Origin of the sequence: Rhizobium sp. CECT 9324, assembly GCF_918741265.1 — a bacterium.
GTDB lineage: Bacteria > Pseudomonadota > Alphaproteobacteria > Rhizobiales > Rhizobiaceae > Allorhizobium.
This window is the reverse complement of the sequence record NZ_CAKKMZ010000001.1, coordinates 1,804,875-1,830,713: the sequence shown is the minus strand read 5'-3', so window position 1 is coordinate 1,830,713 and position 25,839 is coordinate 1,804,875. Positions and strand designations below refer to the sequence as shown.

Sequence of the window (25,839 nt, the reverse complement as noted above, 5' to 3'; positions counted from 1 at the left end):
GACGAGCCGATGGAAACGCCAGACCAGACACCCGACCATGCAGTCGCCAACACGACTTCAGGATCGACCGGCCAGCAGGACAACAGTGCCCGAGGCCCAAGGCTGCGGGAAATCCCCTTGCGCCTCGTTGTGCCAAACCTGATCACGGTGCTCGCCATCTGCGCCGGATTGACCGGCATCCGTCTTGCGTTTGAAAATCGGTATGAACTGGCCGTCGCCATGGTTTTGGCGGCCGCATTTCTCGATGGTATCGACGGACGCATCGCCCGGATGATGAAAGCGACGTCGAAATTTGGCGCGCAGATGGATTCGCTTGCCGATATCATCAATTTCGGCGTGGCCCCTGCCCTCGTACTCTATGTCTTCGTGCTGGATCAGGCCCGCTCGCTCGGCTGGATCGCGGCGCTGATCTATACAATCGCGGCGGGTCTTCGGCTGGCGCGGTTCAATGTGATGTCCGAGCGGGAAACCAAGGCACCGTGGCAATCGGAATTCTTCGTTGGCGTGCCTGCCCCCGGCGGTGCGCTCCTCGTGCTGCTACCGGTCTATCTGGGCTTTCTCGGCGTAGCGCCGGTCGGCATCTTTGCCTATGCAAGCACCGCCTATACGATCATCATCGCTTATCTGTTGGTCAGCCGTCTTCCCGTCTGGTCGGGCAAGTCGGGGTTTGGCCATATCCGCCGCGATCTGGTCTTCCCGATGATCCTCGGTGTCGTGCTCTACGTTGCCCTGCTGATGAGCTTCACGTGGGAAGTTCTTGTCGTGACGGTGATTCTCTACCTCTGCTCGCTGCCTTTCGGTGCCCGCAGCTGGCACCGCCGCTATGGCACTTTGACGATTGGCGAGGAAACAGCCGAAAAAGGTCTGAGCGAGATCGATCGGGGCGTTTGAGACGGTTTTCCTGCATTTCCGGGGCAAAGCGCGGCCAAAACAGCGCCTTTCGATGCGCGAAGCTCGCTGAATGTATCCTTTTTGTTTAAATTTGATTTGTCTCTGTGCTTCGGCCACGCTTTTGTCATGATCTCCGCAGAGAGAGCGAAAAAACAAATACTGCGGTCAGGAACATTCAGAGGAACATGACAATGACAGCCCAGAACGAAGCCGAGCAACAAAAGCCGGCGAACCAGAATCTGGTGGCGAACTACCAGCCGATCGGCCTCAAGGCCGTGATCGCGGCAGCCTTGATGCTGAAGCCCAAGCCCGCCCCCAAGGTCGCCTGAACGACCCAAGCTTTGCGGCGATCGATTTCCTGATCAGAACAGGCTCATCTGCCCGCCCTCGGACTTCTTCGAGGCGGGCTTTTGCAGTTCAATACGTGGCACAACCGGCGTCTGCAGGTCCTGGCCGACATTGGCGACCTTGTTGACCAGATCCGAGACGGCAATGGCCTCGAACAGATCCTCATCCGCCGGTTTCATCAGGTCGGCCACTTCGCGCGGCTCCTGATTGAGACAATCGAGCCAACGGGTGAAATCTTGCTGTGCGATGACCACCGGCATACGGTCATGGACAGGCCGGATCGTCTGGTTGGCGGCGACTGTCAGAATACAGCCGGTGTCGAGTTCCGAACCGTCTTTCGACATATAGGTTTCCATCAACCCGGCAAAGGCGACGATGCCACCCCGCTTCGGGCGGATCCAGTAGGCTTGCGATTTTTCGCCACTTTCCTTCGATGGCCGATGCCATTCGTAAAATCCGGATGCCGGGATCAGCACGCGGCGATGGCGCATCGCCGCCTTGAACGACGGCTTGCTGATCGCCGTTTCTGAGCGGGCATTGATCAACAGGGTGAATTCAGCCGGATCCTTGACCCATCCCGGGATCAACCCCCAGCGCACAAGCAGCGCCTTGCGGTCCGGCGCGTTGCTGCCACGGTCGGCCGGCGGGGCAGGTTCCACGATCAGAATCGGCTGCGTCGGGGCAATGTTGAAACGCGCCGGAAAGTCCTCGACTTCCATCAGGCCGAAATGCTCGATCAGTTGCTCGGCTGTTGCCGTCAATGCGTAACGTCCACACATCCGCATTTCATCGCACCCTGTTTCGGACCGGTCAAGCGCGGCAGACCTTGCCGCGACCGGCAAAAGTGGCGATAGTTCGTGCGATCGACTGCTTCGTTTCTTTCGTGTCTCCGCGTCTCTGCCTGCCATTTGGAGTAAGCCTTTCCATGAGCCAAGCTCGTCTTGCCTCCTCAGCAATCGTCGAACGGTCGGGGCGGTTCCTGCTCGTGCGCCGCGGCAATCCGCCGGCAGCCAATCTGTTCGCCTTCCCGGGCGGCAGGGCCGAGCCGGGTGAAACGCCCGCCGAGACGGCGCTGCGCGAACTGCTTGAGGAGACCGGCGTGGTTGGGCGCAATCCGCAATTGTTCGAGACAGTCGAACTGCTGCCTGAACCGGGCGTTGCCGGAAGCCATTACCTGCTGTCGGTCTTCCGCGTCGAGGCCGACGACACATCCATCGCCAAGGCGGAAAGCGACGCACTTGAAGCCGGCTGGTACATGCCTGAGGAAATCTTCGCACTGCCGGTTCCGCCGAGCGTGCGCGACTGCGTGATGCGCCTGGTCGCACTTCGCGATCTGTCGGAAGCTTGAGCAATGGCGTTTGATCCAGTCATCCGCAGATCTGTCTGGCCGGCGATGGCAATTGTTGTGGCGACGGCAGGTTTCACTATCGCGCCCACAACACCTGTGATGGCGCAGTATACAATCGAGGACATCATTCGAAACGCGCCGGATCCTGAAAAGCCGACGCCTTATGACGGACGGCTTGGCCGGCTTTCGGAAGTCGTCGGCGCGGTGCATTATCTGCGCAATCTGTGCAACAAGCAGAGCGAGCCGGAATGGCGCGATGCCGTCCAGGCATTGATCGACGTCGAGACAAAAGACGAGCCGAAACGGCGGGCGCGGCTGACGGCCGCCTACAACCGTGGCTACCGATCTTTCGCATCGGTTTACACCTCTTGCACTGCGGCTGCGGTTCGGGCAGAGGAGAACTACCGTAACGAAGGCGCAACACTCGCCACGGAAATTACCGCCCGCTATGGAAATTAACGATTAATTCACCTCTTTTGGCTGTGCCCCGTGTCGTTTTGGCAAAAGGCTGATAGTGTTGTTAATGACTGAGTAAGATTGTGCTTCGAGGAATGCCCATGGAACCGCGCCGCAACGAGATCGACGAAATGATCGTTCACGAAAAGATGCAGGCCGCGCTGGAATACCAGAATGAAGCCTGGGCCGACGGCATGGCAGACGGTATCGAGCCGGAAATCATCGCGGACGCCGCGTTTGCGCTGGCCATGCGCGAAACCATTCGCATTCATGGGGAACATGGCGCAGAAGCCATTCTCGACGCACTGAAGGACCGGCTGCTTGCCGGCGAGTTTTCGCCCGAACGCCGGGTTCAGTGACACTTTAATCAGGGATGCATCATGACGTTCGCTTCGCGGGTCCGGCTCCTTTGCCTGACGAGCGCCTTGACCGTTTTCGCGGCAACTGGCGCGACGATCTTGCCTGCACGCCCAGCCTTGGCGTTGTCCGATATCAAGGACATCACACCGCCCGCCGCTGACAATCCTGCTCCGGGTAAGGCTGAACCCGGCATCGACGAAGAAGGCGAAGAACTGCCGCCGGAAGACGGCATTCCCGATCCTGATCCGCTGATCAAGGCGCCCGAACAGCACGACACAGCGGCGCCGGAGCCTGACGAACCGCCGGCGGAAGTCTTCTATGACATCGAAAAAGCACCCGAGCCCGTGCGCCGCATGCGTCAATTGATCATCGACGCCGCCGCGACAGGCGACATTTCGCGGCTGCGCCCGCTGATGAATCCCGGCCCGGATCAGACCCAGGTACAGCTGGAGGGCAGCGACAAGGATCCGATCGACCTGCTGAAGTCGCTATCGGGTGATCCGGAAGGCATGGAAATCCTGGCCATACTTCTCGACATCCTGTCAACCGGCTTCGTGCATGTCGACAAGGGTACACCGGACGAAGCCTATGTCTGGCCCTATTTTGCCGGAAAGCAGCTCGGCAAACTGACGCCGGTCGAGAAAGTCGAACTGCTGCGAATCGTCACTGCCGGCGATGTCGCCGAGATGCAGGAATACGGCAATTACAACTTCTTCCGTGCCGGCATCACCCCGGACGGGCGCTGGAAGTTCTTCACCGCTGGCGATTGATTGACCGTGGTCAATCTGTGGGCTGTGACAGAGGCGGCTTGTCGTTTAGACTTGCAGCTCTTAACTCTTCCGGCATCGAACTCATCGCGGTGATTTATCATGCCCTCAGCTTTTCTGCCCGACCGCGCCTTCATCCGGATCAGCGGTCCCGATGCCGAGCCTTTCCTGCAAAACCTGATTACCACGGACTTGGCCGCACTTCAGACGAGGTTGGCTTTGCCGGGCGCTCTGCTGACGCCCCAAGGCAAGATCCTGTTCGACTTCCTGATCTGGCGTGAGGACGCTGACTTCGTGATCGACACGCGGGCAGATCAGCAGGAAGCGCTGATCCGTCGGCTTTCGATGTACAAATTGCGCGCGCCCGTCGTGATCGAAGCTTTCGGCGAAAACGGCGCAACGGTCAGTTGGGGCACGGACCAATCTGATGCAGGCATCTCCGACCACCGCTTTGCCGTGGCAGGCGTCGATGTTCGTCGCCGCATCGGCTCATCTGCCGAGGCAGGACCGGTCAGCGCCTATGATGCGCTGCGCATTCTGAGCGGCGTGGCCGAATCAGGGAGCGACTACGGCCTGCAGGATGCCTTCCCGCATGACGTGCTGCTCGATAAATCCGGCGGGGTATCCTTCCGGAAGGGCTGTTACGTCGGCCAGGAAGTGGTGTCGCGCATGCATCATCGCTCGACGGCACGGCGCCGCGCAGTGATCGTGGCGGCCGAAAGCCCTCTTCCCCCGAGCGGCAGCGACGTGACAGTTGACGGCAAGATCATCGGCACGCTCGGGACGGTGGCCGGGCTGCGCGGGCTCGCCATCCTGCGCATCGACAAAGCTGGCGAAGCCATGGCCAAGGGTGCGGCGATCCTTGCCGGAGAGGTGCCGATTGCTGTCAGCCTGCCCGGCTGGACGGCGCTGACCTTCCCGGCAAACGCGGAGGAAAGCTGAGCATGCTTCCGGCTGACACCGTTTCGGGACGTGCCTGGCAGCGCATGCTTTCGGGGCGTCGGCTCGACCTTCTCGATCCCTCGCCGCTCGACGTGGAGATTTCCGACATTGCCCATGGCCTTGCCCGTGTCGCAAGATGGAATGGCCAGACCTCTGGCGACCACGCCTTTTCAGTTGCCCAGCACAGCCTGATCGTCGAGGACATCTTTCGCCGGTCGAACCCGAAGGCGACGCTGGATGATCTGCTGGTCGCCTTGCTGCACGATGCGCCGGAATATGTCATCGGCGACATGATCTCGCCGTTCAAGGCGGTGGTCGGCGGCGGTTACAAGGTTGTCGAAAAGCGGCTGGAGGCGGCCATCCATCTGCGCTTCAGCCTGCCGGCGCATGCCAAAGCGTCATTGAAAGACCAGATCAAGAAGGCCGATATCGTCTGCGCCTATTTCGAGGCCACCGTGCTCGCCGGATTTTCCGAGGCAGAGGCGCGCAAGTATTTTGGCCAACCGCGCGGCTTTACCCGTGACATGGTGGCAATCGAGCCCCTGCCCGCCTATCTGGCTCAGGCAAAGTTCCTGGAGCGCTTCGAGGCGCTGGAAGCTCAGCGCGCGAACCTGCCCATGGAGGCAAGATGAGCCTGATCGTCGTTTCGCCACTCGCGCGCATCGCGGAAATGGCCGTTCGCCACAAGGCGTGCGAGATGATCAGCCTTTTGGCCGTCAATCAGGATTTCCATCGGCCGGCAGTCATCCGCGCGGACCGGCATCTGAAGCTCGGGGTCAATGACATCACGGTTGCCGGGACCGGCGACCTGATCGCGCCGCAGGAGGTGCATGTCGGTCAGATCATCGACTTTGCCCGGTCCTGGGATCGTGAGGCGCCCTTGATCGTGCATTGCTGGATGGGCGTATCGCGCTCGCCGGCCGCAGCCCTGATCGCAAGCCTGGCAGTCGCGCCGGATGACGATGACGAGGATCTGGCCAACAGATTGCGCGCGGCATCGCCGTTTGCCACGCCGAACATGCTGCTGATCGAGATCGGCGACCAGATGCTTGGGCGGGGCGGCAGGCTGATTGCGGCGGTCAAATCGATCGGGCGCGGTGCCGATGCGGATGGCAATACGCCTTTCGCCCTGCCCTTGCCGATGCGCGAAACATTCAGCCGATGAGCGCCGCTGCCGAGATCGAGATCGGGCTCAATGCTGCCATCGTCGCTATGGCGGGCCGCAGCCCTCGCCTGCTGGTCGTCGGCGAGACCCACAACTCTCTGGAGGGCCTGCCTTTCGGTCCATTTGACCCGACCCGGCACCGGACGATGGAAATGTCGCTCCGCCACACGGTCGAAGCCCAGACTGCACTCGAACTTGGCTATATCGAACAGCTCTACACGTTTGGCGACCGCGGGCGGCACAAGCTGCCCGGTGATCGCGGGCCGCATGTGGTGTCGGTCGGCTATCTCGCCCTCACCCGCATGGAAGCCGACCGCGCCGCTCGACTGGAGGCATCCGGTGCGAAATGGCGTGACTGGTACGGCTATCTGCCATGGGAGGACTGGCGACAGGGCAGGCCCGATGTTCTTGATCACGTCATCCTGCCTGCCCTGCAAAACTGGGTGGAAGAAACGGTTGTGGCAAAGTCCGGCGGCCCGCAAATCGCGCGGCGCGCGCGGCTGAAGCTTGCATTCGGCCTGGATGATTTTCCGTTCGACGAAGAACGTGTGCTGGAGCGCTACGAACTGCTCTACGAAGCGGGCTTGCTCGATGAGGCCGTCGTCGACGGCAGGCTTGCGAGGCGGCGGATCGCCGGCGCGCTCGGCATCGCAATGCGTCATGATCACAGGCGAATTGCCGCTACAGCACTCGCCCGGTTGCGCGGAAAGATCAAATACCGACCGGTGGTGTTTGAATTGATGCCGTCGGAGTTCACCCTGACGGACCTGCAGGCCACCGTCGAGGCGATCTCGGGCCGACACCTGCACAAGCAGAATTTCCGGCGTCTCGTCGAGGGAGCCGAACTGGTGGAACCGACCGGATTGACGCAGTCCGCAACCGGCGGCCGACCTGCAGCACTCTTTCGGTTCCGGCGCCAGATTCTGGACGAAAGACCAGCCCCCGGCCTCAAGCTTGGTGGTCGTACCGGCGGTTGACCTCACGCGCCCCTGCCCCATGTAGCCCATTGACGACAATGGCAGAGGAGCAGAAAGCATGGAAGAACAAGCCAGCGAAGTTATCGTCGCGACACAAGCAGCGTTGACCCAGGCCAGCGCACTTGTCGTGCAATATTCGTTTTCGGTGATCGGCGCGCTGCTGCTTCTGGTGCTTGGCTGGTGGCTTGCGGTGCTGCTCAGCCGGTGGACCCATACGGCGCTGATGCGGATCCGCGGTCTGGATGAGACATTGGCGCGGTTCTTCGCTCATGTGGTCCGCTACGGCATTCTCATCCTTGTGTTTGTGACGGCCCTTGGCCAGTTCGGTGTGCAGACGGCATCCATTATCGCAACACTGGGTGCTGCCGGCCTTGCGATCGGCCTTGCCCTTCAGGGAACGCTGCAGAATATCGCGGCCGGCATCATGCTTTTGGTGCTGAGGCCATTTCGCGTCGGCGAGTACATCGATACCGGCGAAATTTCCGGCACGGTCGTGGATATCGGGCTTTTTGCGACCGAATTGAAAACACCGGATGGACTTTACCGGCTGGCACCGAATTCGATCCTGTGGAATGTACCGATCACGAACTACAGTCGCGAGCCCACGCGGCGCTTCGAGCTGAAGATCGGCATCGGCTACGATGACGATATCGAACTTGCCGAGACGATCATGCGAAAGCACGCGGAGGCAGACACGCGCGTGCTGCGCAGTCCGGAAGTCTCTACCTTTGTCGATCAATTGGGCGACAGCTCCGTCGTCCTGACCCTGTGGTACTGGACAAAGGCTGGCGATTTCTGGCCGACGTCGCGGGAGATGATCAAGAAGATCAAGACCTCCTTCGACGAGAACGGAATTTCCATCCCGTTCCCGCAGGTGACGTATCACGGCTTCGCTCCGCCCGTCAGCCTGCCCCGGCAATCCGAAGACGCCGAGGCGAAGACGGCCTGAATGCCGGACTGCCGCCACAATCCGGCATTGGCTATCAGGCCTGCTCGATTTCCGTTATGTCGCCGGAATTTTCACGATACGCGTCGATTACCTTCTGCATCTCGTCGAGAACGTCGAGCAGGCTCATCGTCGAACCGTCATCGCCGGTTTCCGCGTCTGCTAGCGGCGGAGCAGCCATTGGCGGTCCGCTGACCTCAAAAGCCTGAAGGAACTGATCCTCGGTCAGAGACCCAACGCCTTCGGTGTCGGCCGCAGAAAACAGGCTGATTGCCTCTTCCTCGCTCATGCCATCCGGCCGGCCGGTGACAAATTCTTCCTGCGTCACCGTGCCATCGGCATCTGCGTCAATGGTGGCAAACAGGTCGCGTGCATGCTCGGTCTGCCGATCATTGCCAGCCGCAGAATTGGCGCCGCTTTCGAGCAGCATGGTGATCAGGCTGCTGGTCAGTTGTGAGGCCATGCCTGTCGCGGCATTTTCGCCCTCGACGGTTGGATCCTGCGTCCGGGAAGGCTTGGCCGCTTCGAGTTCCTCGGCGCTGACGACGCCGTCGCCATTGGTATCGAGGCTCGAGATAGAGAGAGTGGAGCCCGCGCTTGCGCCGCTCGACATCGATGAGATACTCGTCATACAAACCTCCTTATGAAAAGGGCTTCAATGTTTGTATCCGCAGCACGCAAAACCAAAACCTGAGAACGACTTTGGGCTAGGAGATTCGATCTGGGGCGTCAAAAACCAATAATCACCCCTGATAAGTAGCGCACATGGCTGCTAATATTCACCCAAGACATTGATAAATATTAATTAAGCAATAACAATTTCGCGCCGGACGGCAGCAAATTCAGACAAATTCAGTCCTGCCGGGTACCAGATTATTTCAGTTCGATGTCGAGACCGATGTCGAGCGTCGGGGCGGCCATGGTTATCTTCGAGGTCGAGATGTAATCGACACCCGTCTCCGCAATGGCCCTGATCGTCTGGAGATTGACATTGCCGGAGGCTTCCAGCGCGATCCGCGCGGCGATTTCGCCATAGGCTTCGACCGACAGGCCGTGATGCTTGCGGTTGATCTCCACTGCCTCGCGCAGCATGTCCGGGCCCATATTGTCGAGCAGGATCGCATCCGGGCGTGCTGCAAGCGCCTCACGCATCTGGTCGAGCCCGTCGACTTCAACTTCGACCTTGACCAGATGGCCTGCATAGGCGCGGGCGGCGCGGATCGCGGATGCGACGCCGCCCGAAACGGCGATGTGATTGTCCTTGATCAGGATGGCATCGTCGAGGCCGTAGCGGTGATTGGAACCGCCGCCGAGCCGTACCGCATATTTCTCCACCGAACGCAGGCCCGGCAGGGTCTTGCGCGTGCAGGTCACGCGAGCGGCCGTGTGGGCGATCTCATCGGCGAAGCGGGCGGTATAACTTGCAACGCCGGAGAGATGCATGAGGAAGTTCAGGGCGACGCGTTCTGCCGAGAGAACAGCACGGGCCGGGCCTTCGACCCGCGCCAGCGGCTGGCCGGGTTCGACGCGGTCTCCATCAGCAACCAGCGCCTCGAAACGCAGCTCAGGATCCAGCAGGCGAAATGCGGCGCGCGCCAGCGGCAAGCCGGCGACCACGCCATTTTCCCGGCTGTTCATCGCGGCAAGCGCCATCTTTTCCGGCCCGATCGTCGCATAGGTGGTAATGTCGCCGGCGCGACCGAGATCTTCCAGAAGGGCTGCACGGACGAGATCGTCAACCATCAGGGGCGAGAGTTCGGGACGAAAGCTGCCGGTCATGATACGGTCCTTTTCCTGTCTCAGCCGATGATCTCGGCAACGATGCGATCGGCATCCTTGAGGGTCATATAGGTGCGGTGGCGCTGGGTGTCGCTGATTTGGGGGAAATCAGACCGCATATGGGCGCCGCGGCTTTCGGTGCGCTGCAAGGCGCCGACAGCGATCAGCTTGGCAACAGCCGCCATATTGCTGAAGCGAACACGGCTGTTTTCCCGCTCCAGCCGGGCAATCTCGCGGATCAGCGTCTTCAGCCCTTCCGCGTCGCGAATGACGCCCGCATGGGCGCTCATCAACTGGCGTAGCGCCTTCAACTGCCGACTGTCTTCGATGGTTACAAGGTCATCGTTTTCGCCGGCCGTCTTCGGCCATTCATACAGCGTCGCCTCCGGCAGCAGACCCTTGATATGATCGGCGATGCGACCGGCAAAGACCACCGCTTCGAGCAGCGAATTGGAGGCCAGGCGATTGGCACCGTGTACGCCGGTCGAGGTCACCTCGCCGGCGGCCCAAAGGCCGTCCAGCGAGGTGCGACCATCGGCATCCACCGCCACGCCGCCCATGTGATAATGCACCGCCGGCACGACCGGGATCGGCTGGGTGACGGGATCGATGCCGGCCGCGATGCAGGAGGCATAAACGGTCGGGAACTGGGTTGGAAAATGACTGCCGACCGCCTTGGTGCAATCGAGGAAGGCACCACGCCCGGCCGAAACCTCGGCGAAGACGCCACGCGCAACGATGTCACGCGGCGCCAGTTCGGCGTCGGGATGCAGATCGGTCATAAAACGATGGCCGGCCTTGTTGACCAGGATCGCGCCGTCGCCGCGCAGCGCTTCGGTCGCCAGGGGTGCCGGATCATGGCCGATATCGATGGCCGTCGGGTGGAACTGGACAAATTCGGCATCGGCCAGCGTGGCGCCCGCCTTGGCGGCCATGCCGACCCCGGTGCCGCGCGCTTCCGGCGGATTGGTGGTCACCTTGTAGAGGTGGCCGACACCGCCGGAGCACAAAACGACGGCGCGGGCCGGAAAGGCGACACGGCTTTTCGACTGGCCGGCATCGGGACGGGCGATGACGCCGGAGACGAAACGCCCTTCGGCGATCAGTTCCTCGACGACATAACCTTCCATGACGCGGATCGACGGGGTGCGGCGGACAGCGGCGATCAGGGCTTCCATGATCGCGCCTCCGGCCCGATCGCCGGCAACCCGGACGATGCGGCGTTCAGAATGGGCGGCCTCGCGCGACAAGAGCAGATGACCTTCCAGGTCGCGGTCAAACGGTACGCCATAGGCGAGAAGATCGTGAATGCGGTCCGGGCCTTCCGAGATCATCAGCCGGGCAATCTTTTCCTCGACGATTCCGGCACCGGCCGCAACCGTGTCGGCCAGATGCTTTTCGAAACTGTCGCCGGGGCTCATGGCCGCAGCAATGCCGCCCTGTGCCCAGGCGGAGGACGCGCCCTGCCCGATCGGTGCGGCCGCGAGAATCGTGACAGGCCGCGGGCTGAGCTTCAGGGCGCAGAACAGCCCCGCCAGCCCACCGCCGACGATGACGATATCGTCGATCCCCTGCCAGGATTGCGGCCGCATCGATTCCAGATTGATTGCCATGTCTGCCTCCCCCAGCACAGGCCGGGCATTCCTAATTCTTCAGATTGATCATGCGCTCGACCGCAAGCCGCGCGCGGCCGGCAATCGCCGGATCCACGGTCACCTCCTCCGTCATATAGAGCAGGCTGTCGAGGATCTTCGGCAGGGTGATCCGCTTCATGTGCGGACAGAGGTTGCAAGGCTTGACGAAATCGACGTCGGGGACCTCCACCTGGATGTTCGAGGCCATCGAGCATTCGGTGACCAGAAGCACACGGCCAGGACGCCTGGTCTTGACGTAGTCGATCATGCCCTTGGTCGAGCCGGAGTAGTCTGACACCGCGAGCACGCTCGGATGGCATTCCGGATGGGCGACGATCTCGATCGACGGATCGGCGCGCTTGTATTCGAGCAACTCATCGGCGGTGAAACGCTCATGCACCTCGCAATGGCCCTTCCAAGTGAGGATCTTCTTGGTCGTCTGGTTGGCAACGTTCATCGCCAGATATTCATCGGGAATGCAGAGCACGGTATCGCTGTCGAAGCTGTTGACCACGTCAACGGCATTGGCCGAGGTGCAGCAGATATCGGTCTCGGCCTTCACGTCAGCAGACGTATTCACATAGGTGACGACGGGCACGCCGGGGTAACGTTCTCGCAACAACCGGACATCGGCGCCGGTGATCGATTCCGACAGCGAGCAGCCGGCGCGGCCATCCGGGATCAGAACGGTCTTTGCCGGATTGAGCAGTTTCGAGGTCTCGGCCATGAAATGCACGCCGCACTGGACGATGATCTCGGCATCGACGGTGGTCGCATCGCGGGCGAGCTGCAGCGAATCGCCCTTGATGTCGGCAACGCAGTGGAAGATCTCCGGCGTCTGGTAATTGTGGGCAAGGATGACCGCCCCGCGCTCCTTCTTGATGCGATTGATCGCATGGATGTAGGGCGCAAACACCGGCCACTCGATGGCCGGAATGAAATCTCTGACCTTGTCGTAGAGATGCGCGGTTTCCTTGGCGACGGCCGGGGTGTAGCTCAGGTCCGGACGTTCCAGCACGCCGAAACGCTCGGCTGCGGTGCGCGACAATGCCTTGGCCGGATCAGCCTTCAGGGCTCTAACTTCTTCCATGGCGGCCTCTCCTCCCACTATTATGCTCATTTTGAGCATAATAAAATCCAAAGAAAACCGGCTGCTGCCGGTGACCTCGATTTAGGAAGTTTCGCATCGGAATGCAAGCGCGTTTGCATAAACGGCATGTCGGACACCGACGGCCCGCGTGACCAAGCGCTCTTTCACTGCTGCTGAAAAACGCTAGTGTTGTAGCAACCAAAGCACCCAACACGAGGCCGCATGCTCGAAATCCTGGTCCTGATCCTTGTCGGCATCTTGTTCACCACCCAGCGCGGAGCGAGCAAACGCATTGCCAAGCTCGAAAGCGACGTGGCCATCCTGAACGAACGGTTGGTGATGGGGCATCCAGCCACAGCCGTGATTTCGCTGGCTTCAACGGAGACCGCACCGGGCGCAGCGTCGAACGATATTGAAGGGCAAACGCCGGAGCAGATGCCCATTGTCGCTGCGCCAGAGGTGGACGAACCGGACGCAGGCCTGGATATCGCGGCGCGCGAGCAAGCGGTCGACGAGGCACCGGTCGGCGCATCGCAACCTGATACCGTGGCAGCGCGCGCGACATCCGCCACCAAGACCGACACGCTGGAAAATCTGCTCGGCGCACGTTGGGCCGTCTGGGCGGGTGGTCTGGCACTGGCGCTCGGCGGCCTGTTCCTCGTCCGCTATTCGATCGAAAGCGGCCTGCTCGGTCCGGGCGTCCGGCTGACGCTCGCGGTCCTGTTCGGCCTGTTGTTGATTGCCGGCGGCGAACTCGTCCGGCGCAAGGCCTTGCCGAAGATGGCGGCTCTTTATGAAAACGCGATGATCCCCGGTATCCTGACGGCTGCCGGCGCGTTGACTTTGTTCGGCGCGATCTACGCAGCACACGGGATCTACGCCTTCATCGGCGCGACCGCTGCCTTCCTGCTCCTGTCACTGGTTGCCTTTGCCGTGCTCGGCCTGTCTTTGCTGCATGGCCAGGTGTTGGCAGGCCTTGGTCTTGCCGGTTCGATGGTCACGCCGGCTCTGGTCTCGAGCACCGCGCCAAGCCCATGGACGCTGTTCGGCTTCCTGACCCTGTCGCTGGTCGCCACCGCTTTCGCCTCGCGCTTCAGGCGCTGGCATATCGTGCCCGCGATCGCCCATGCCGGGCTCGGGCTCTGGGCGCTCGTCTATATTGCCTTCAGCGGCCCTGCCGACCTGACACCGGTGACGCTGGCGCTGATTGCCATGGTCGCCAGCTGGCTGCTGATCTGGCCGGGCACGACATCCAGCGCCGAGCCGGACAACACGTCGCTTACCTGGGACAATCTCGGCAAGCTCGCCATTCGTGGCGCGATCGGCCTCGACATCACGATGGCGCTTGCCGTGATCTTGCCGGCGCTGATGCTTCTGTTCGTCGACAGCGTTGCGGACCTCTTTCCGCTCTACGCCTCGGTGGCCCTGATCGGCTCGCTCGCGGCGGCGGGTGCCGCCCGTCATGGCGCATTCTGGCCGGCCGTGCTGGCCGCCGGTGGCGCCCTGCTCACTGCTCTTGCCGAGGCGGGCTTGACGACGAATGTCCTGTGGATGCTGGGTTCGGCCAGTGGCAGCACTGTCAGCCTGCCAAGCCTCGGCAATCTGCAGATCCTCGTCTCCCTCGGCCTTGGCGCGATCTTCCTGCTGCTCGGCCTCAGCTTCATCCGCCGCCGCGGCGCTGCCGATCCGATCTTCGCCACGCTCTGGGCCGGCATTGCCGCAGCCGTTCCGACCGCACTTGCGGTAATCAGCTTCGTCTTCTACGGCGTCTACAGCCGCGACTGGACGCATGGCCTCTACGGGATTGCGGTCGGTCTCATCCTGATTGCTGCGGCCGAGGCGATCGGCAAGATCGGCCGGCAGGATGACCTGCGCCGCGCCCGCGACGTCATGATTGCCGGCAGCTTTGCAGCATTTGCCTTTGCGCTGCATGCACTGACCGATGGCATCGTCACGACCGTGCTGCTCTCGGTTCTCGGCTTTGCCTTCCTGATCGCCACGCGCCTGCGAGCATGGAGCGGATTGCCGTGGATGATGGCCGCGGCCTCTATCGGCGTGCTGTTGCGCATCGGCTGGGAGCCGACTCTGGTCGGGGCGGATGCACTCGGCAAGACGCCCTTCGTCAATGCCCTTCTGCCCGGTTACGGGATCCCGGCACTTCTGGCCGCGGCCGCAGCCTATGAATTGCGCCGCTGGCCGGGCGCGCGGGTGCGCAACGCCCTGCAGGCGATCGCCAGCCTGCTCGGACTTCTGGCTGTCGCCATCCTCATCCGCCATGCGATGAACGGCGGCGTGCTCGATGACAGCGTGCCGACGCTTGGCGAACAATCGATCTATACGCTGCTGTTCATCGGCCTTTCTGGCATCATGATGACGCTTGACCGGAAATCGCCGAGCCCGGTGTTCCGCTATGGATCGATGGCCGCCGGGGTTGTATCGATACTGCAGGTGCTGACGGCCCATCTCGGTGCGCTGAACCCATTCTTCACCGGTGAAAGCACCGGCAACTGGCCGCTGATCAACCTGCTTTTCATCGGCTATCTGTTGCCCGGCCTCGCCTATGCCGGACTGGCCCTTTATGCCCGCGACAAGCGGCCGCTGCCTTATGTGACGCTGCTGGCCATCAGTGGCGCAGCCCTTGGCTTTGCCTGGGTGACGCTCAGCGTGCGCCGCTTCTGGCAGGGCGAATTCATCGCCGAATGGAAGGGCTTCCTGCAGGCCGAGACCTACAGCTATTCGGTCGCCTGGCTGATGATCGGCGTCGGACTTCTGGCGCTCGGCTCGCGGCTGAATGCCCGCAGCCTGCGCATTGCCTCTGCCGTGCTGGTCATGCTGTCGGTCGGCAAGGCGTTTCTGATCGACATGAGCAATCTCGAAGGCGTGCTGAGGGCTCTGTCCTTCATCGGGCTTGGCGTGGTGCTGATCGGCATTGGCCTGTTCTACCAGAAGATCCTGAGCAGCAGACCGGTCCGGGACAATGAGGAGATCGCATCGGCACCGGCCGAAGAGGTTGCAGAGAAAAATTGAGTCCAATTGCTAGAGCCGGTTCGACTGGTCTAAATAACGCGCCGCAACCGCATGGAATCATCATGGCCGAGACACTGACCGCGAGCGCCTTTGCGCCCTTCGAAGCCTTGGCTGTGCATCTGCTGCCACATGCGACGGACAGCGATGACGGTTCGCATGACATCGCCCATATCCACCGGGTGTTCCGCAATGCGATGCGCATCCATGCGGGTGAAGGCGGCGATGGCGAGGTTCTGGCCGCAGCCGTGTTGCTGCATGACTGCGTTGCCGTCGAGAAGAATTCCCCACTGCGTTCGCAGGCATCGCGACTGGCGGCAGACAAGGCCTCCGGCATTCTGGCCGGTCTCGGCTGGGAGGCAGCCCGCATCGCCGCCGTCGCCCATGCCATCCTGACGCACAGCTTTTCCGCGAATATCGCGCCCGAAAGCACCGAAGCGAAGATCCTGCAGGATGCCGACAGGCTCGACGCGATCGGCATGGTCGGCGTAGCGCGCTGTTTCTATATTGCCGGCCGCATGGGCTCCGGGCTCTATGACCCAGCCGACCCCGAGGCGAAAGACCGACCGCTCGACGACAGGCGTTTCGCCATCGACCATTTTCCGGCAAAGCTGCTGAAGCTCTCCGACGGTTTCCAGACCGCGACCGGTCGCGAACTGGCCATGGAGCGGCACGAGCGCCTGAGCCACTTCCTGTCCCTGTTCCACGATGAAATCTGAGGCTGTCATGCAGGTCACCGAACTCAATATCTTTCCGCTGAAGAGCGCCCGCGGCATCACCGTGCCCTCCGCCCGCGTCGAGGCCATGGGACTTGCCGGCGACCGGCGGATGATGATCGTCGACCCGACCGGTCAATTCATCACCCAGCGCGATTTGCCGGCTCTGGCGAGGTTGACGGTTACCCCGACCGAGAACGGCATCCGCCTGACGCTGGACGACGGCCGCGAGCGCATCGTCGCACCGCCGCAGCCGGACAGCCGCATGGACGTGGCCGTGTGGAAATCGATCGTCAGCGCCGCAGTGGCGGACGATGCGACCAATGCGACGCTCTCGGCCTGGTTCGGCACGCCGATGAAGCTTGTGTTCTTCGATACGGCCGCCCGACGTCTCGCCAGCAAGGAATGGGCCGGCAACGACAGTCCCGTCAGCTTCGCCGATGGGTATCAGGTCCTGGTGACGACGACCGGTTCGCTGCGTGCCCTCAACGACGACATGGCCAAGCATGGCGAAGGCGCAGTCGGCATGGAGCGCTTCCGGCCGAATATCGTCGTCGACTGCGACGAGGCCTGGGCCGAGGATCGCTGGACGGCGATCGAGATCGCCGGCATCCGCTATGACTTCGTCAAGCCATGCGCCCGCTGCATCATGACCAGTCAGGACCAGAAGACCGGTTCGCGCGAGGGTGCAAGTCCAATCCCGGCCATGGGCCGGATCCGCATGTCGGCCGACCGGCGAGTGCCCGGCCCGCTGTTCGGCTGGAACGCCGTGCCGCGCGGTGAAGGCGCGATCGCGCTGGGCGACGGGGTGACCATCATCGAAGAGCGTTCGGAACCCTGGGCAATCAAGAAGCGCTGAGCCAGCGAGCCACGCGACATTACCTGTTTCGCGCGCGATGCTGACGTTCATCAATTAAGCTGATGGCCAGTTCATCAATTGGCGTTTTTCGTCACGAGAACGCTCCTGTATTGTCTGCGGACAATCGGAGCGAATCTCATGGCCACGACCACCATCCCCCGTTCCACCATGCCCTGGCTGATCATCATCGCCGGTTCACTTGTTGCCGTCATGACATTCGGCCCGCGTTCTGCGATGGGCTTCTTCCAGTTGCCGATGCTGGCGGATCGCGGATGGGACCGCTCGACCTTCGGTCTGGCCATGGCGGTACAGAACCTGTGCTGGGGCCTCAGCCAACCGTTCTTCGGAGCCCTCGCCGACAAATACGGAACCGGCCGCGTGGTTGTCATGTCCGGCGTGCTCTATGCACTCGGCCTGCTGATGATGGCACATGCGTCCGCGCCGATCTGGCTGCATATCGGTGGCGGCGTTCTGGTCGGCACGGCCATCGGTGCCGGCTCGTTCAGCGTCATTCTCTCGGCATTCGCCCGCAATGTGACGCCCGAGCAGCGCTCGATGGCGTTCGGCATTGGCACGGCTGCCGGGTCTGCAGGCATGTTCCTGTTTGCGCCACTGTCCCAGGGCCTGATTTCGGCCGTCGGCTGGTCGGACGGGCTTGTCTATATGTCGATCATGATGCTGATCGTGCCGCTGCTCGCCTATCCACTGCGCGGCAATGCCAACTCCGGCAGCCAGTCGAAGGCGCAGTACGAGCAGACGGTGGCCGCCGCGCTGAAAGAAGCGCTGACCCACAAGAGCTACCTATTGCTGACCACCGGCTTTTTTGTCTGCGGTTTCCAGGTGGCCTTCATCACCGCGCATTTTCCCGCCTATCTCGGCGATATCGGCATCGAGGCGCGCTATGCCGTGATCGCCATGGCGCTGATCGGCTTCTTCAACATTATCGGTTCGCTGGCCGCCGGCGTGATCGGCCAGCGCTATTCGAAACCGTATTTCCTGGCGCTGATCTATATCGGCCGCTCGATCGCGGTGACGGCCTTCCTGCTGTTGCCGCAATCACCGGCATCGGTGGTGATCTTCGCCGCCGTGATGGGCCTGCTGTGGCTGTCCACCGTGCCGCCGACCAATGGCCTCGTGGCGATCATGTTCGGCACGCGCCATCTCGGCCTGCTCGGCGGCCTGGTGTTCCTGTCGCACCAGATCGGCTCGTTCCTCGGCGTGTGGATGGGCGGCTATCTCTACGACCGCTTCGGCACCTATGACCAGGTCTGGTGGCTGGGTGTAATCCTTGGCCTGTTCGCCGCTGTGGTGCATTGGCCGATCCGCGAGAAAGCGGTCGAACGACCGGCTGTCGTCGCGGCTTAAATTTGCTCCAAATAAGATATTATTTCGGCTTTTCGGCCGGAGCGGATCAATTTTGCCTCAATTTGTGCACCTGCGAACGTCAGCAGAAAATTATTTTATTTTTGCTGGCAACCCCGTTGACGGATTCGCATCCTGCACCTACCTTGGGGATGCTGGATCGATACTGACTACGATCCCAGCGTAAGGTCTCGCCCTTGAGACCGCAGCCAAAGAAGGAGGTCAGCGAAATGCCAGTTGTGTTTCATGATACCGCCCGATCCTGGCAGATGACCCCGCGCTTTGTGATGGGCAAATCCCATCTCAAATGCACCTGTCGAATGTGACACTGCGCAAGCACTGAACTCAATACATCGACATCTAGTTTTGCTCCGTGCGTGCACGGGCGGGGAATATTGTTATGAAGAAGCAAGTTATCGAATATGCCGGAGTTCCGGTTGGCATCACCATACCCGATGGCGATCGGTTCAAGTTCATTGCCGTGAAATATCCAGTCATTGACCTGGATGGCGGCAGCTACCGGACCATTGGCGACCTGCAGGTTGCCATTCACCAACATATGCAGAAGTCTGCGCCGGAAGATCAGGAGATCTTCTTCGGCGCAGCCAATTCGGCAGGCTCAGCCAGCGACCGCAAGGTCTTCAATGCAGCCTGACAGAAACCTTCGCGTGCCGTGCCGGCTTCGAGCCCGCGCGGCACGTAGACGTGGCGATCGAGGAAATAGCGGGTAAGCCGAAACGCGGATGCCAGACTGTCGGCATCGGCTGCGGTGCGGGTTCCGGGCGACAGGAAACCCGGCAGTGTGAGCATTTTTTCGGCCCAGGGCTGACCGGCATCCCGACTGACGGCACGACCGGTCTTGGGAGAAACAAAAACGAGATCGTCACGCCTGCCGGTCGCGGCACATTCTTCCAGATCGAGACCAAACCCCAGATCGTCGAGCAACGCCAGCTCAAAGCGGACGAAGAGTTCGCCGGCCGAGGCCGGTTCGTGCAGATGATCGAGGATCACATCCAGCGCTTCGAAAAGATGCGGATGCGGGTCGCGCTCCGGCAATAGCCGCAGCAACGACCCCAGCGCCTGAACGCCGTAGACGGCCGTGGCACTTTCCATCAATCGCCCTGCCCGCAGTTCCACCGGCTCGACCCGGTATTCGCCCATATGTTCGTCCAGGCGTGCACGCCATGTCACCTCCAACCGGTTGCCCGGCTGCAGCACTGGCTGCATAGAGCGCGAACGCCCCGAGCGGACCATGCCAAGATGACGGCCGCGTTGACGCGTCATCATTTCGGCGATGACGCTGGTTTCGCCATGTCGCCGCACACCGAGAAGGATCGCTTCGTCTGTCCATTGCATCGGTGAATTCTACTCCGCCGGCGGCCTCAATAACAACCGCAGGCGAGACCTCAACCCGCCATATCGGCGAGATATGTGACCACCCAGCGACGCCAATGCGCCAGAGCCAGGGATTTGCCCGGAAAGCGCCCCTCCTGATGGAATTGCGCCATGGTTTTCATCGCCTCCAGCACCACCGCCGCCATGGCCTGCCGCTCCTCCTCGGCAAGAGATGGACGCCACGCGGCGAGAATCGAGACGATCTGTTGCCTTAGGCTGGCCCGCAGCACGCCGGGCCGTACACCGGGCTGCTCCCAGCGCGCATCAAGAAGGCTGAGCACAAGGCTGCGTTCCGCTGCATGCGCCACGAACAATTCCAGCAGTTTTCCGGCGAGGCCGTCAGCCTGCAAATGCGGGGCGGCCTCACGGATTGCCTCAAGCTCCGTCGCCAGATGCTCGGCGTAGCGGGCAACCAATGCGTCAGCGAGCAGATCCTTGCTGGGAAAAAACTGGTAGAGCGAACCGATTGGCGCGCCTGCCCTCACGGCAATTTCGGTCATTGTCGCAGCCTTGTAACCTTGCTCGGCGAAGACTGCGGCACCGGCATCGAGAAGCTTGGCAACCCGTGCGATACCGCGCTTGCGCTTGGGTTCCTTGGCGGTGGGCGGCACCTGAGGCGGCGGTGGCGAACTTGACTTTTGCGAGACCATATTCATAAATCTCAATTGTGAGGATAGCCTCATTTATTGTCTAATTCGACGTTTCGTCCAGCCCTTTCCATCCACGGGCGCCTCAGACGAAAGACGGGGTACCGCATGCCAGAGGATCAGGGTCAAAACAGTCCGCATTCGATCGTGACGGACGAAGCCCCGATCACCGTCCCGCCCGCGCTGCCTCTCGTCCCTGCACCACCCCCCGGCGTGCTGACCTCGCTGCCTAGCCTCGCCCGCTGGGCCACACTGGCCCTGGTTTCCTTCGTTCTGTCCGCAGCACTGTTTCTCAGCCATATCCCCGGCGCCCTGCTGCTTGGGCCGATGGCGGCCGCCATTCTGGTGGCGACCAATGGCGCCCGGCTGTCGGTGCATCGCGTGCCCTATATGGTGGCTCATGCTCTGATTGGCTGCATCATCGCCCGCTCGCTGGATCTCCAGACCTTGAAAGCCGTGGCGCATGACTGGCCGATCTTTCTCGCCATCGTGCTCGCCGTCATCGCGGCCAGCAGCCTGCTCGGCTACCTGATCGGCAAGGCCGATATCCTTCCCGGCACGACCGCGGTCTGGGGCACGTCAGCAGGTGCAGCCTCGGCCATGGTGCTGATGGCCGAGGCGCATGGTGCCGATGCGCGCCTCGTCGCCTTCATGCAATATCTGCGGGTGGTGTTTGTCGCGACCGGCGCCTCGATCATGGCCGCCTTCGTCTTCAACATTGAGGGCGGCGCGGCGCAGGAGATCGTCTGGTTTCCGCCGACCGACTGGATCGAACTGGCCAAAACAGTTGCTGTTGCGCTTGCTGCGGCTGTCGTGGGGGCTAAGGTGAGAATGCCGGCCGGTACCATGCTGCTGCCGATGATCGCGACCACCACGCTGCATGTACTCGGTTACATCACGATCGACCTGCCGGAATGGCTGCTGGCGGCCGCCTATGGCCTGCTCGGCTGGAAGATCGGGCTCAGCTTCACCCGGCGCATCCTGCGGCATGCGGCAAGCGCGCTGCCGCAGGTGGTCGGTTCGATCGTGTTGCTGATGGGTTTCTGCGGCGGACTGGCCTTCCTGCTCTGGTGGCTGAAGGGCATCGATCCGCTCACCGCCTATCTGGCGACCAGCCCGGGCGGGCTTGATTCGGTCGCCATCATCGCCGCCTCGACGCCGGTCGACATGTCCTTCGTCATGGCCCTGCAGACCACGCGCCTGTTGCTGATCATCCTGATCGGGCCGGCGATCTCAAGCTTCGTTGCCCGACGCCTGAAAGCATGAAGGGAGCCGCGCGACATCAGTCGCGCGGGAACTCAAGGCCCATCTCGCGGAAGCGTTCCGGGTCATTGCCCCAGTTTTCACGCACCTTGACGAACAGGAAGAGATGCACCTGCTGCTCGAGGATTTCCGACATCTCGCGGCGGGAAGAGCTGGAGATGGCCTTGATCGCATCGCCGTTCTTGCCGAGCACGATCTTCTTCTGGCTGTCGCGCTCGACATAGATGACCTGCTCGATGCGCACCGAGCCGTCCTTGCGCTCTTCCCACTTTTCCGTCTCGACATGCGAGGAATAGGGAAGTTCCTGATGCAGGCGCAGAAACAGCTTTTCGCGGGTGATTTCGGCGGCCAGCTGACGCATCGGCAGATCGGAGATCTGGTCCTCGGGATAATACCAGGGACCTTCCGGGAAGGTGTCGGCCAGATAATCCATGATGTCGTCACAGCCCGAACCGGTGGTCGCCGAGATCATGAAGGTGCGGTCGAACTTGACGGTCTCGTTGGCGGTCGTCGCCAGCTTGAGCAGCGCCTCGCGCTCGACCCGGTCGATCTTGTTCAAGACGAGGATCTTCGGCTGCGGCACATCCTTCAGCGCCTCGAGGATCGCCTCGGCATCACCGCGCAAACCACGCTCGCTGTCGATCAGGAGCAGGATCAGGTCGGCATCCTTGGCGCCGCCCCAGGCCGATGTCACCATGGCGCGGTCGAGTTTGCGGCGCGGCTTGAAGATGCCGGGCGTGTCCATGAAGACGATCTGGGCGTTCTTGTGGATGGCGATGCCGCGCATGACGGCGCGGGTCGTCTGGACCTTGTGGCTGACGATCGACACCTTGGCGCCGACGAAGCGATTGACCAGGGTCGACTTGCCGGCATTGGTCGGGCCGATCAGGGCAACGAAGCCCGACCGGGTCGGGCCGGTTCGGGTCGAGGTGGCGTCGGTCACTTCACCGACGTCAGGGGTTTGGTTCTCTGTCATATCTTCCAATCAGTTCGCGTCCGTGGCCTTGGCCCAGATGCCTTCGCGTTCGAGAATCTTGGTCGCGGCCACCTGTTCGGCAGCGCGCTTGGAACGATCGGTTCCCATTTCCGACTTCACACCGGGGATTTCGACGATCACCGTAAAGCGGGGATCATGATCCGGTCCGGAGCGTTCGGCAACCTTATATATTGGCGATGTCGCATGTTTGGCATGCGCCCATTCCTGCAGTTCCGTCTTGGCATCGCGGCGGGCACCATCGGCACGACTGGCACGCGCCGTCCAGTAGCGCAGGATGAAACCGCGCGCAGCCTCAAGACCGGCATCGAGATAGATCGCCGCGATCAGGCTTTCGACGACGTCGGCGCGGACATTGAGCATGTTGGACGCCATGATCTTTTTGACGTCGGAGCCGGTTCGGATGTAACGGTGAAGCTCCATCTCGTCGGCAACGGCTGCACAGGTTTCGGCACTGACCAACTGGTTGAAGCGGACCGACAGCTCGCCTTCCGCCGCATCGCGGTAGGTCATGAACAGCAGTTCGGCGACGCAGAGGCCAAGGACGCGGTCGCCCAGAAACTCAAGCCGCTCATAGTCTCCACGGCTTTTTGACACTTGCGCGCTCGCATGGGTGAGCGCGCGCTGCAACCGTTCACGCTCGGCAAAGCTATGACCGATCACAGCTTCAAGCTGTTTCCAATCCTCTTCGCCGAGCCCTCTTGCCTTCTTCATTCGACAACCTTGAACAGACGATCCCAACGCATGTTGGCAGGCCACTTCCAGATCTCGCGGAACGAAGTGTCGTTGCCGAGCGAGAAGAAGATCACCGAAGCGCGACCGATCAGGTTTTCCGCCGGCACGAAACCGACATCGAACCGGCTGTCGAGCGAGTTGTCGCGATTGTCGCCCATCATGAAATAATGGCCTTCGGGCACGATGAATTCGCGGGTGTTGTCACCGCGGGTATCGGGCGCCTGATCAAGCGTCTGGTAGCTGACGCCATTGTCCATGGTTTCGCGGAAGACCGGTACGTCGGTGCCCGGATCCATGCGATAGTCCGAGGTAAACGCACCGTCGGGCGCACGCGGCACAGGCTGGCCGTTGATATTCAGTACGCCATCGATGACCTGGATGCGGTCGCCCGGCAGACCGACAAGGCGCTTGATATAGTCGATCTTCGGGTTCGGCGGGAAGCGGAACACGACAATGTCGCCCCGCTCCGGCGCGCTTTCGAAGATGCGGCCTTCGAACAGGTTCGGCGAGAAAGGCAGCGAATACTTCGAATAACCATAGGAAAACTTGTTGACGAAGATATAGTCGCCCACCAGCAACGTCGGCATCATCGACCCGGACGGGATCGTGAAAGGCTGGAAGAACACGGTGCGGATGACCATGGCCAGCAGCAGGGCCTGGATGATGACCTTGATGTTCTCCCAGAGGGCACTTTGCGTCTTTTCAGCTCGTTCGCTCACGCGGGTCTATTCCTTTTTGCGAATTTCTTGCCCTGTCTAGTCGGTTCGCACCGGCGCGGCAACCGCTGCCGATGTCAAACAGGCGCGACCAAGCCGCTCAGTTGCTCTCTGGCAGGGCTTCGATGATGACGAATGCCTGGGCCAGCGGGTAGTCGTCGGTGATTGTCAGGTGGATGGACGGCACATGGCCGGGCGGCATCAGGCCAAGCAGAATGGTTTGCGCCCCGCCGGTCAGCTTCATGGTCGGCTTGCCGGACGGCAGGTTGACGACGCCCATGTCCTTCCAGAACACGTTCTGGGCAATTCCCGTTCCGAGCGCCTTGGACATGGCCTCCTTAGCGGCAAAACGCTTGGCATAGGAGGCTGCACGGTTCTTGCGACCATCCGATTTCTTGCGCTCGATTTCGGTGAAGCAGCGATGGGTAAAGCGGTCGCCGAAGCGCTCGATGGATTTTTCCACGCGCCGTATATCGATAAGGTCACTTCCAAGGCCGATGATCATGGTCAGACGCTCGCGGTCCCATCAAGCGCCTCGGCCAGACGCTGGCGGGCGCGGGTTGCCAGATGACTGCGCCGCCTGACCTGAAAACCGTGCACGGCCCAGTAGGTCGCACCGTAAATCACGATTGCGCTAACGGCAGCCAGCGGAATTGCGCCAATCAACATGGGTTTCAATACCGGCTCCCACAAGTGGGTCAGATCGAAGGAATGCAACAGTCGGTGGAGATCGAGCGGGGCTGCCTTCCCAGGTCCGTCGCGACCGAGAATGACTTCGCCGACTTCCCAGGTGGAAGCCCAGATCAGGGGAAAGGTCAGTGGATTGCCAAATGCCGTACCGAGAGCGGCTGCGGCAAGATTGCCGGCGACGACGTAGGCGATGGCCAGGGCAAGCACGATGTGCAGGCCCATGAAAGGGGTCCAGGATGAAATGACGCCTGCCGCTACGCCGGCTGCCACCGCGTGCGGGGTTGCCGTCAGCCGCAGGATCCGCTTGCGGACATAGTGCAGCGAACGCATGAAACCCTTACGGGGCCAAAAGAAGTCCCGGAGTCTCTGTATCAAGGGCAGTGGTCGGCGGCGTCGGAAAAGCATGCTGCACATGTAGTGGATCGGACACGCATCCGGCAAGAGCAGGGCCGAAAATCGACACAAGGCCTAAAAGCGAACGCCGGCATAAAAGCCGGCGTCGAAATCGTCACAATCGGTTGGGATCGATCAGCTTAGAAGCCGCGACGGAAGGCGCCACGATCGATTTCGCGCTGACGGTATTCCAGGTCAACCAGGTCACGGGCGCCGTTCAGGTAGTTCATTTCGCGCTCGGCAACAGTCGGGACGCGAAGGGCACGGGCAAATTTACGAATAGGAGCAAACATTTTTCTGTCCTCAGTTCTGTGTTTCATCTGTTGAGGAGAAGATAATATT

At 61.5% G+C, this 25,839-nt stretch carries 30 protein-coding genes; 17 read left to right on the top strand and 13 right to left on the bottom strand.

What is annotated here, in order from left to right; translation table 11 throughout:
* Nucleotides 1-9 precede the first annotated feature (9 nt).
* Together LQ231_RS09060 and LQ231_RS09055 are read left to right on the top strand one after the other, a co-directional pair.
* On the top strand, nt 10-891 hold the full coding sequence (locus tag LQ231_RS09060; protein ID WP_230171103.1) for a phosphatidylcholine/phosphatidylserine synthase: 882 nt from the start codon (nt 10-12) through the stop codon (nt 889-891).
* Nucleotides 892-1,082: 191 nt separating this feature from the next.
* A complete protein-coding gene (locus LQ231_RS09055) occupies nt 1,083-1,220 on the top strand; it encodes a hypothetical protein (RefSeq protein ID WP_230171102.1) in 138 nt (45 codons plus the stop codon).
* 33 nt (nt 1,221-1,253) lie between these two features.
* Here the strand turns inward: LQ231_RS09055 and LQ231_RS09050 are convergent, their stop codons facing one another.
* On the bottom strand, nt 1,254-2,018 hold the full coding sequence (locus LQ231_RS09050) for an SOS response-associated peptidase (RefSeq protein WP_230171101.1): 765 nt from the start codon (nt 2,016-2,018) through the stop codon (nt 1,254-1,256).
* A gap of 146 nt (nt 2,019-2,164) precedes the next feature.
* On the opposite strand from LQ231_RS09050, the gene LQ231_RS09045 reads away from it, so the two are divergent.
* From LQ231_RS09045 to LQ231_RS09005, 9 genes are all read left to right on the top strand, one after another.
* Nucleotides 2,165-2,587: an NUDIX domain-containing protein gene (locus LQ231_RS09045; RefSeq protein WP_230171100.1), complete on the top strand. Its 423-nt coding sequence runs from the start codon at nt 2,165-2,167 to the stop codon at nt 2,585-2,587.
* Nucleotides 2,588-2,590: 3 nt separating this feature from the next.
* The gene (locus LQ231_RS09040; protein ID WP_230171099.1) at nt 2,591-3,046 is read left to right on the top strand and encodes a TIGR02301 family protein; all 456 of its coding nucleotides are present in this window, start codon (nt 2,591-2,593) and stop codon (nt 3,044-3,046) included.
* A 98-nt stretch (nt 3,047-3,144) separates the two neighbouring features.
* Complete coding sequence (locus tag LQ231_RS09035; RefSeq protein ID WP_007600255.1) at nt 3,145-3,402, top strand: hypothetical protein; 258 nt, start codon at nt 3,145-3,147, stop codon at nt 3,400-3,402.
* A gap of 21 nt (nt 3,403-3,423) precedes the next feature.
* Complete coding sequence (locus LQ231_RS09030; protein ID WP_230171098.1) at nt 3,424-4,173, top strand: hypothetical protein; 750 nt, start codon at nt 3,424-3,426, stop codon at nt 4,171-4,173.
* Nucleotides 4,174-4,272: 99 nt separating this feature from the next.
* The gene (locus LQ231_RS09025; RefSeq protein WP_230171097.1) at nt 4,273-5,112 is read left to right on the top strand and encodes a folate-binding protein YgfZ; all 840 of its coding nucleotides are present in this window, start codon (nt 4,273-4,275) and stop codon (nt 5,110-5,112) included.
* Nucleotides 5,113-5,114: 2 nt separating this feature from the next.
* On the top strand, nt 5,115-5,744 hold the full coding sequence (locus LQ231_RS09020) for an HD family hydrolase (protein WP_113140849.1): 630 nt from the start codon (nt 5,115-5,117) through the stop codon (nt 5,742-5,744).
* Nucleotides 5,741-6,277 carry a tyrosine phosphatase family protein gene (locus LQ231_RS09015; RefSeq protein WP_230171096.1) on the top strand — a complete coding sequence of 179 codons (537 nt, stop codon included), beginning with the start codon at nt 5,741-5,743 and terminating at the stop codon, nt 6,275-6,277. The genes LQ231_RS09020 and LQ231_RS09015 overlap by 4 nt, the downstream gene beginning before the upstream one ends.
* The gene (locus LQ231_RS09010; RefSeq protein ID WP_230171095.1) at nt 6,274-7,254 is read left to right on the top strand and encodes an NAD regulator; all 981 of its coding nucleotides are present in this window, start codon (nt 6,274-6,276) and stop codon (nt 7,252-7,254) included. Before LQ231_RS09015 ends, LQ231_RS09010 begins: the two co-directional genes overlap by 4 nt.
* Before the next feature lie 58 nt (nt 7,255-7,312).
* The gene (locus LQ231_RS09005; RefSeq protein WP_230171094.1) at nt 7,313-8,203 is read left to right on the top strand and encodes a mechanosensitive ion channel domain-containing protein; all 891 of its coding nucleotides are present in this window, start codon (nt 7,313-7,315) and stop codon (nt 8,201-8,203) included.
* Between the two features lie 34 nt (nt 8,204-8,237).
* Here LQ231_RS09005 and LQ231_RS09000 read toward each other — a convergent pair whose 3' ends face one another.
* The 4 genes from LQ231_RS09000 to nadA all read right to left on the bottom strand — a co-directional run bounded on the left by LQ231_RS09000 (nt 8,238) and on the right by nadA (nt 12,703).
* Nucleotides 8,238-8,831, bottom strand: coding sequence for an EF-hand domain-containing protein (locus LQ231_RS09000; protein WP_230171093.1), 594 nt, complete (start codon nt 8,829-8,831; stop codon nt 8,238-8,240).
* 242 nt (nt 8,832-9,073) lie between these two features.
* On the bottom strand, nt 9,074-9,979 hold the full coding sequence (gene nadC / locus LQ231_RS08995; protein WP_230171092.1) for a carboxylating nicotinate-nucleotide diphosphorylase: 906 nt from the start codon (nt 9,977-9,979) through the stop codon (nt 9,074-9,076).
* Nucleotides 9,980-9,999: 20 nt separating this feature from the next.
* Complete coding sequence (locus LQ231_RS08990) at nt 10,000-11,592, bottom strand: L-aspartate oxidase (RefSeq protein ID WP_230171091.1); 1,593 nt, start codon at nt 11,590-11,592, stop codon at nt 10,000-10,002.
* Between the two features lie 31 nt (nt 11,593-11,623).
* On the bottom strand, nt 11,624-12,703 hold the full coding sequence (gene nadA / locus LQ231_RS08985; RefSeq protein WP_230171090.1) for a quinolinate synthase NadA: 1,080 nt from the start codon (nt 12,701-12,703) through the stop codon (nt 11,624-11,626).
* Between the two features lie 222 nt (nt 12,704-12,925).
* Here nadA and LQ231_RS08980 point away from each other — a divergent pair, with 222 nt between their 5' ends.
* The 5 genes from LQ231_RS08980 (at nt 12,926) to LQ231_RS08960 (ending at nt 19,319) form a co-directional block, all read left to right on the top strand.
* On the top strand, nt 12,926-15,730 hold the full coding sequence (locus tag LQ231_RS08980) for a DUF2339 domain-containing protein (RefSeq protein ID WP_230171089.1): 2,805 nt from the start codon (nt 12,926-12,928) through the stop codon (nt 15,728-15,730).
* A 62-nt stretch (nt 15,731-15,792) separates the two neighbouring features.
* Nucleotides 15,793-16,446, top strand: coding sequence for an HD domain-containing protein (locus LQ231_RS08975; protein WP_230171088.1), 654 nt, complete (start codon nt 15,793-15,795; stop codon nt 16,444-16,446).
* A 7-nt stretch (nt 16,447-16,453) separates the two neighbouring features.
* A complete protein-coding gene (locus LQ231_RS08970; protein WP_230171087.1) occupies nt 16,454-17,302 on the top strand; it encodes an MOSC domain-containing protein in 849 nt (282 codons plus the stop codon).
* Between the two features lie 138 nt (nt 17,303-17,440).
* Nucleotides 17,441-18,667 carry an MFS transporter gene (locus LQ231_RS08965; protein WP_230171086.1) on the top strand — a complete coding sequence of 409 codons (1,227 nt, stop codon included), beginning with the start codon at nt 17,441-17,443 and terminating at the stop codon, nt 18,665-18,667.
* A gap of 397 nt (nt 18,668-19,064) precedes the next feature.
* Nucleotides 19,065-19,319: a hypothetical protein gene (locus LQ231_RS08960; protein WP_113140841.1), complete on the top strand. Its 255-nt coding sequence runs from the start codon at nt 19,065-19,067 to the stop codon at nt 19,317-19,319.
* Here LQ231_RS08960 and recO read toward each other — a convergent pair.
* Both recO and LQ231_RS08950 read right to left on the bottom strand, forming a co-directional pair.
* Nucleotides 19,247-20,020 (bottom strand): DNA repair protein RecO, encoded by a 774-nt coding sequence (gene recO, locus LQ231_RS08955; protein ID WP_113140840.1) that lies wholly within the window; start codon nt 20,018-20,020, stop codon nt 19,247-19,249. The two genes, LQ231_RS08960 and recO, sit on opposite strands and share 73 nt — an antisense overlap.
* Before the next feature lie 50 nt (nt 20,021-20,070).
* Nucleotides 20,071-20,709, bottom strand: coding sequence for a TetR/AcrR family transcriptional regulator (locus LQ231_RS08950; RefSeq protein ID WP_230171085.1), 639 nt, complete (start codon nt 20,707-20,709; stop codon nt 20,071-20,073).
* Between the two features lie 105 nt (nt 20,710-20,814).
* Between LQ231_RS08950 and LQ231_RS08945 the strand changes: the two genes are divergently transcribed.
* The gene (locus LQ231_RS08945; RefSeq protein WP_230171084.1) at nt 20,815-21,972 is read left to right on the top strand and encodes an AbrB family transcriptional regulator; all 1,158 of its coding nucleotides are present in this window, start codon (nt 20,815-20,817) and stop codon (nt 21,970-21,972) included.
* A gap of 16 nt (nt 21,973-21,988) precedes the next feature.
* Here the strand turns inward: LQ231_RS08945 and era are convergent, their stop codons facing one another.
* The 6 genes from era to LQ231_RS08915 form a co-directional block, all read right to left on the bottom strand.
* On the bottom strand, nt 21,989-22,945 hold the full coding sequence (gene era, locus LQ231_RS08940) for a GTPase Era (RefSeq protein WP_113140838.1): 957 nt from the start codon (nt 22,943-22,945) through the stop codon (nt 21,989-21,991).
* A gap of 9 nt (nt 22,946-22,954) precedes the next feature.
* Nucleotides 22,955-23,677 (bottom strand): ribonuclease III, encoded by a 723-nt coding sequence (gene rnc / locus LQ231_RS08935; RefSeq protein ID WP_230171083.1) that lies wholly within the window; start codon nt 23,675-23,677, stop codon nt 22,955-22,957.
* Nucleotides 23,674-24,417 (bottom strand): signal peptidase I, encoded by a 744-nt coding sequence (gene lepB, locus LQ231_RS08930; RefSeq protein WP_113140836.1) that lies wholly within the window; start codon nt 24,415-24,417, stop codon nt 23,674-23,676. The genes rnc and lepB overlap by 4 nt, the downstream gene beginning before the upstream one ends.
* 97 nt (nt 24,418-24,514) lie before the next feature.
* Complete coding sequence (gene acpS / locus LQ231_RS08925; RefSeq protein ID WP_230171082.1) at nt 24,515-24,919, bottom strand: holo-ACP synthase; 405 nt, start codon at nt 24,917-24,919, stop codon at nt 24,515-24,517.
* 2 nt (nt 24,920-24,921) lie between these two features.
* Nucleotides 24,922-25,509: a DUF2062 domain-containing protein gene (locus LQ231_RS08920; protein ID WP_113140834.1), complete on the bottom strand. Its 588-nt coding sequence runs from the start codon at nt 25,507-25,509 to the stop codon at nt 24,922-24,924.
* 128 nt (nt 25,510-25,637) lie between these two features.
* Nucleotides 25,638-25,790, bottom strand: a complete 153-nt coding sequence (locus LQ231_RS08915) for a DUF3563 family protein (protein WP_007600225.1) — start codon at nt 25,788-25,790, stop codon at nt 25,638-25,640.
* Nucleotides 25,791-25,839 lie beyond the last annotated feature (49 nt).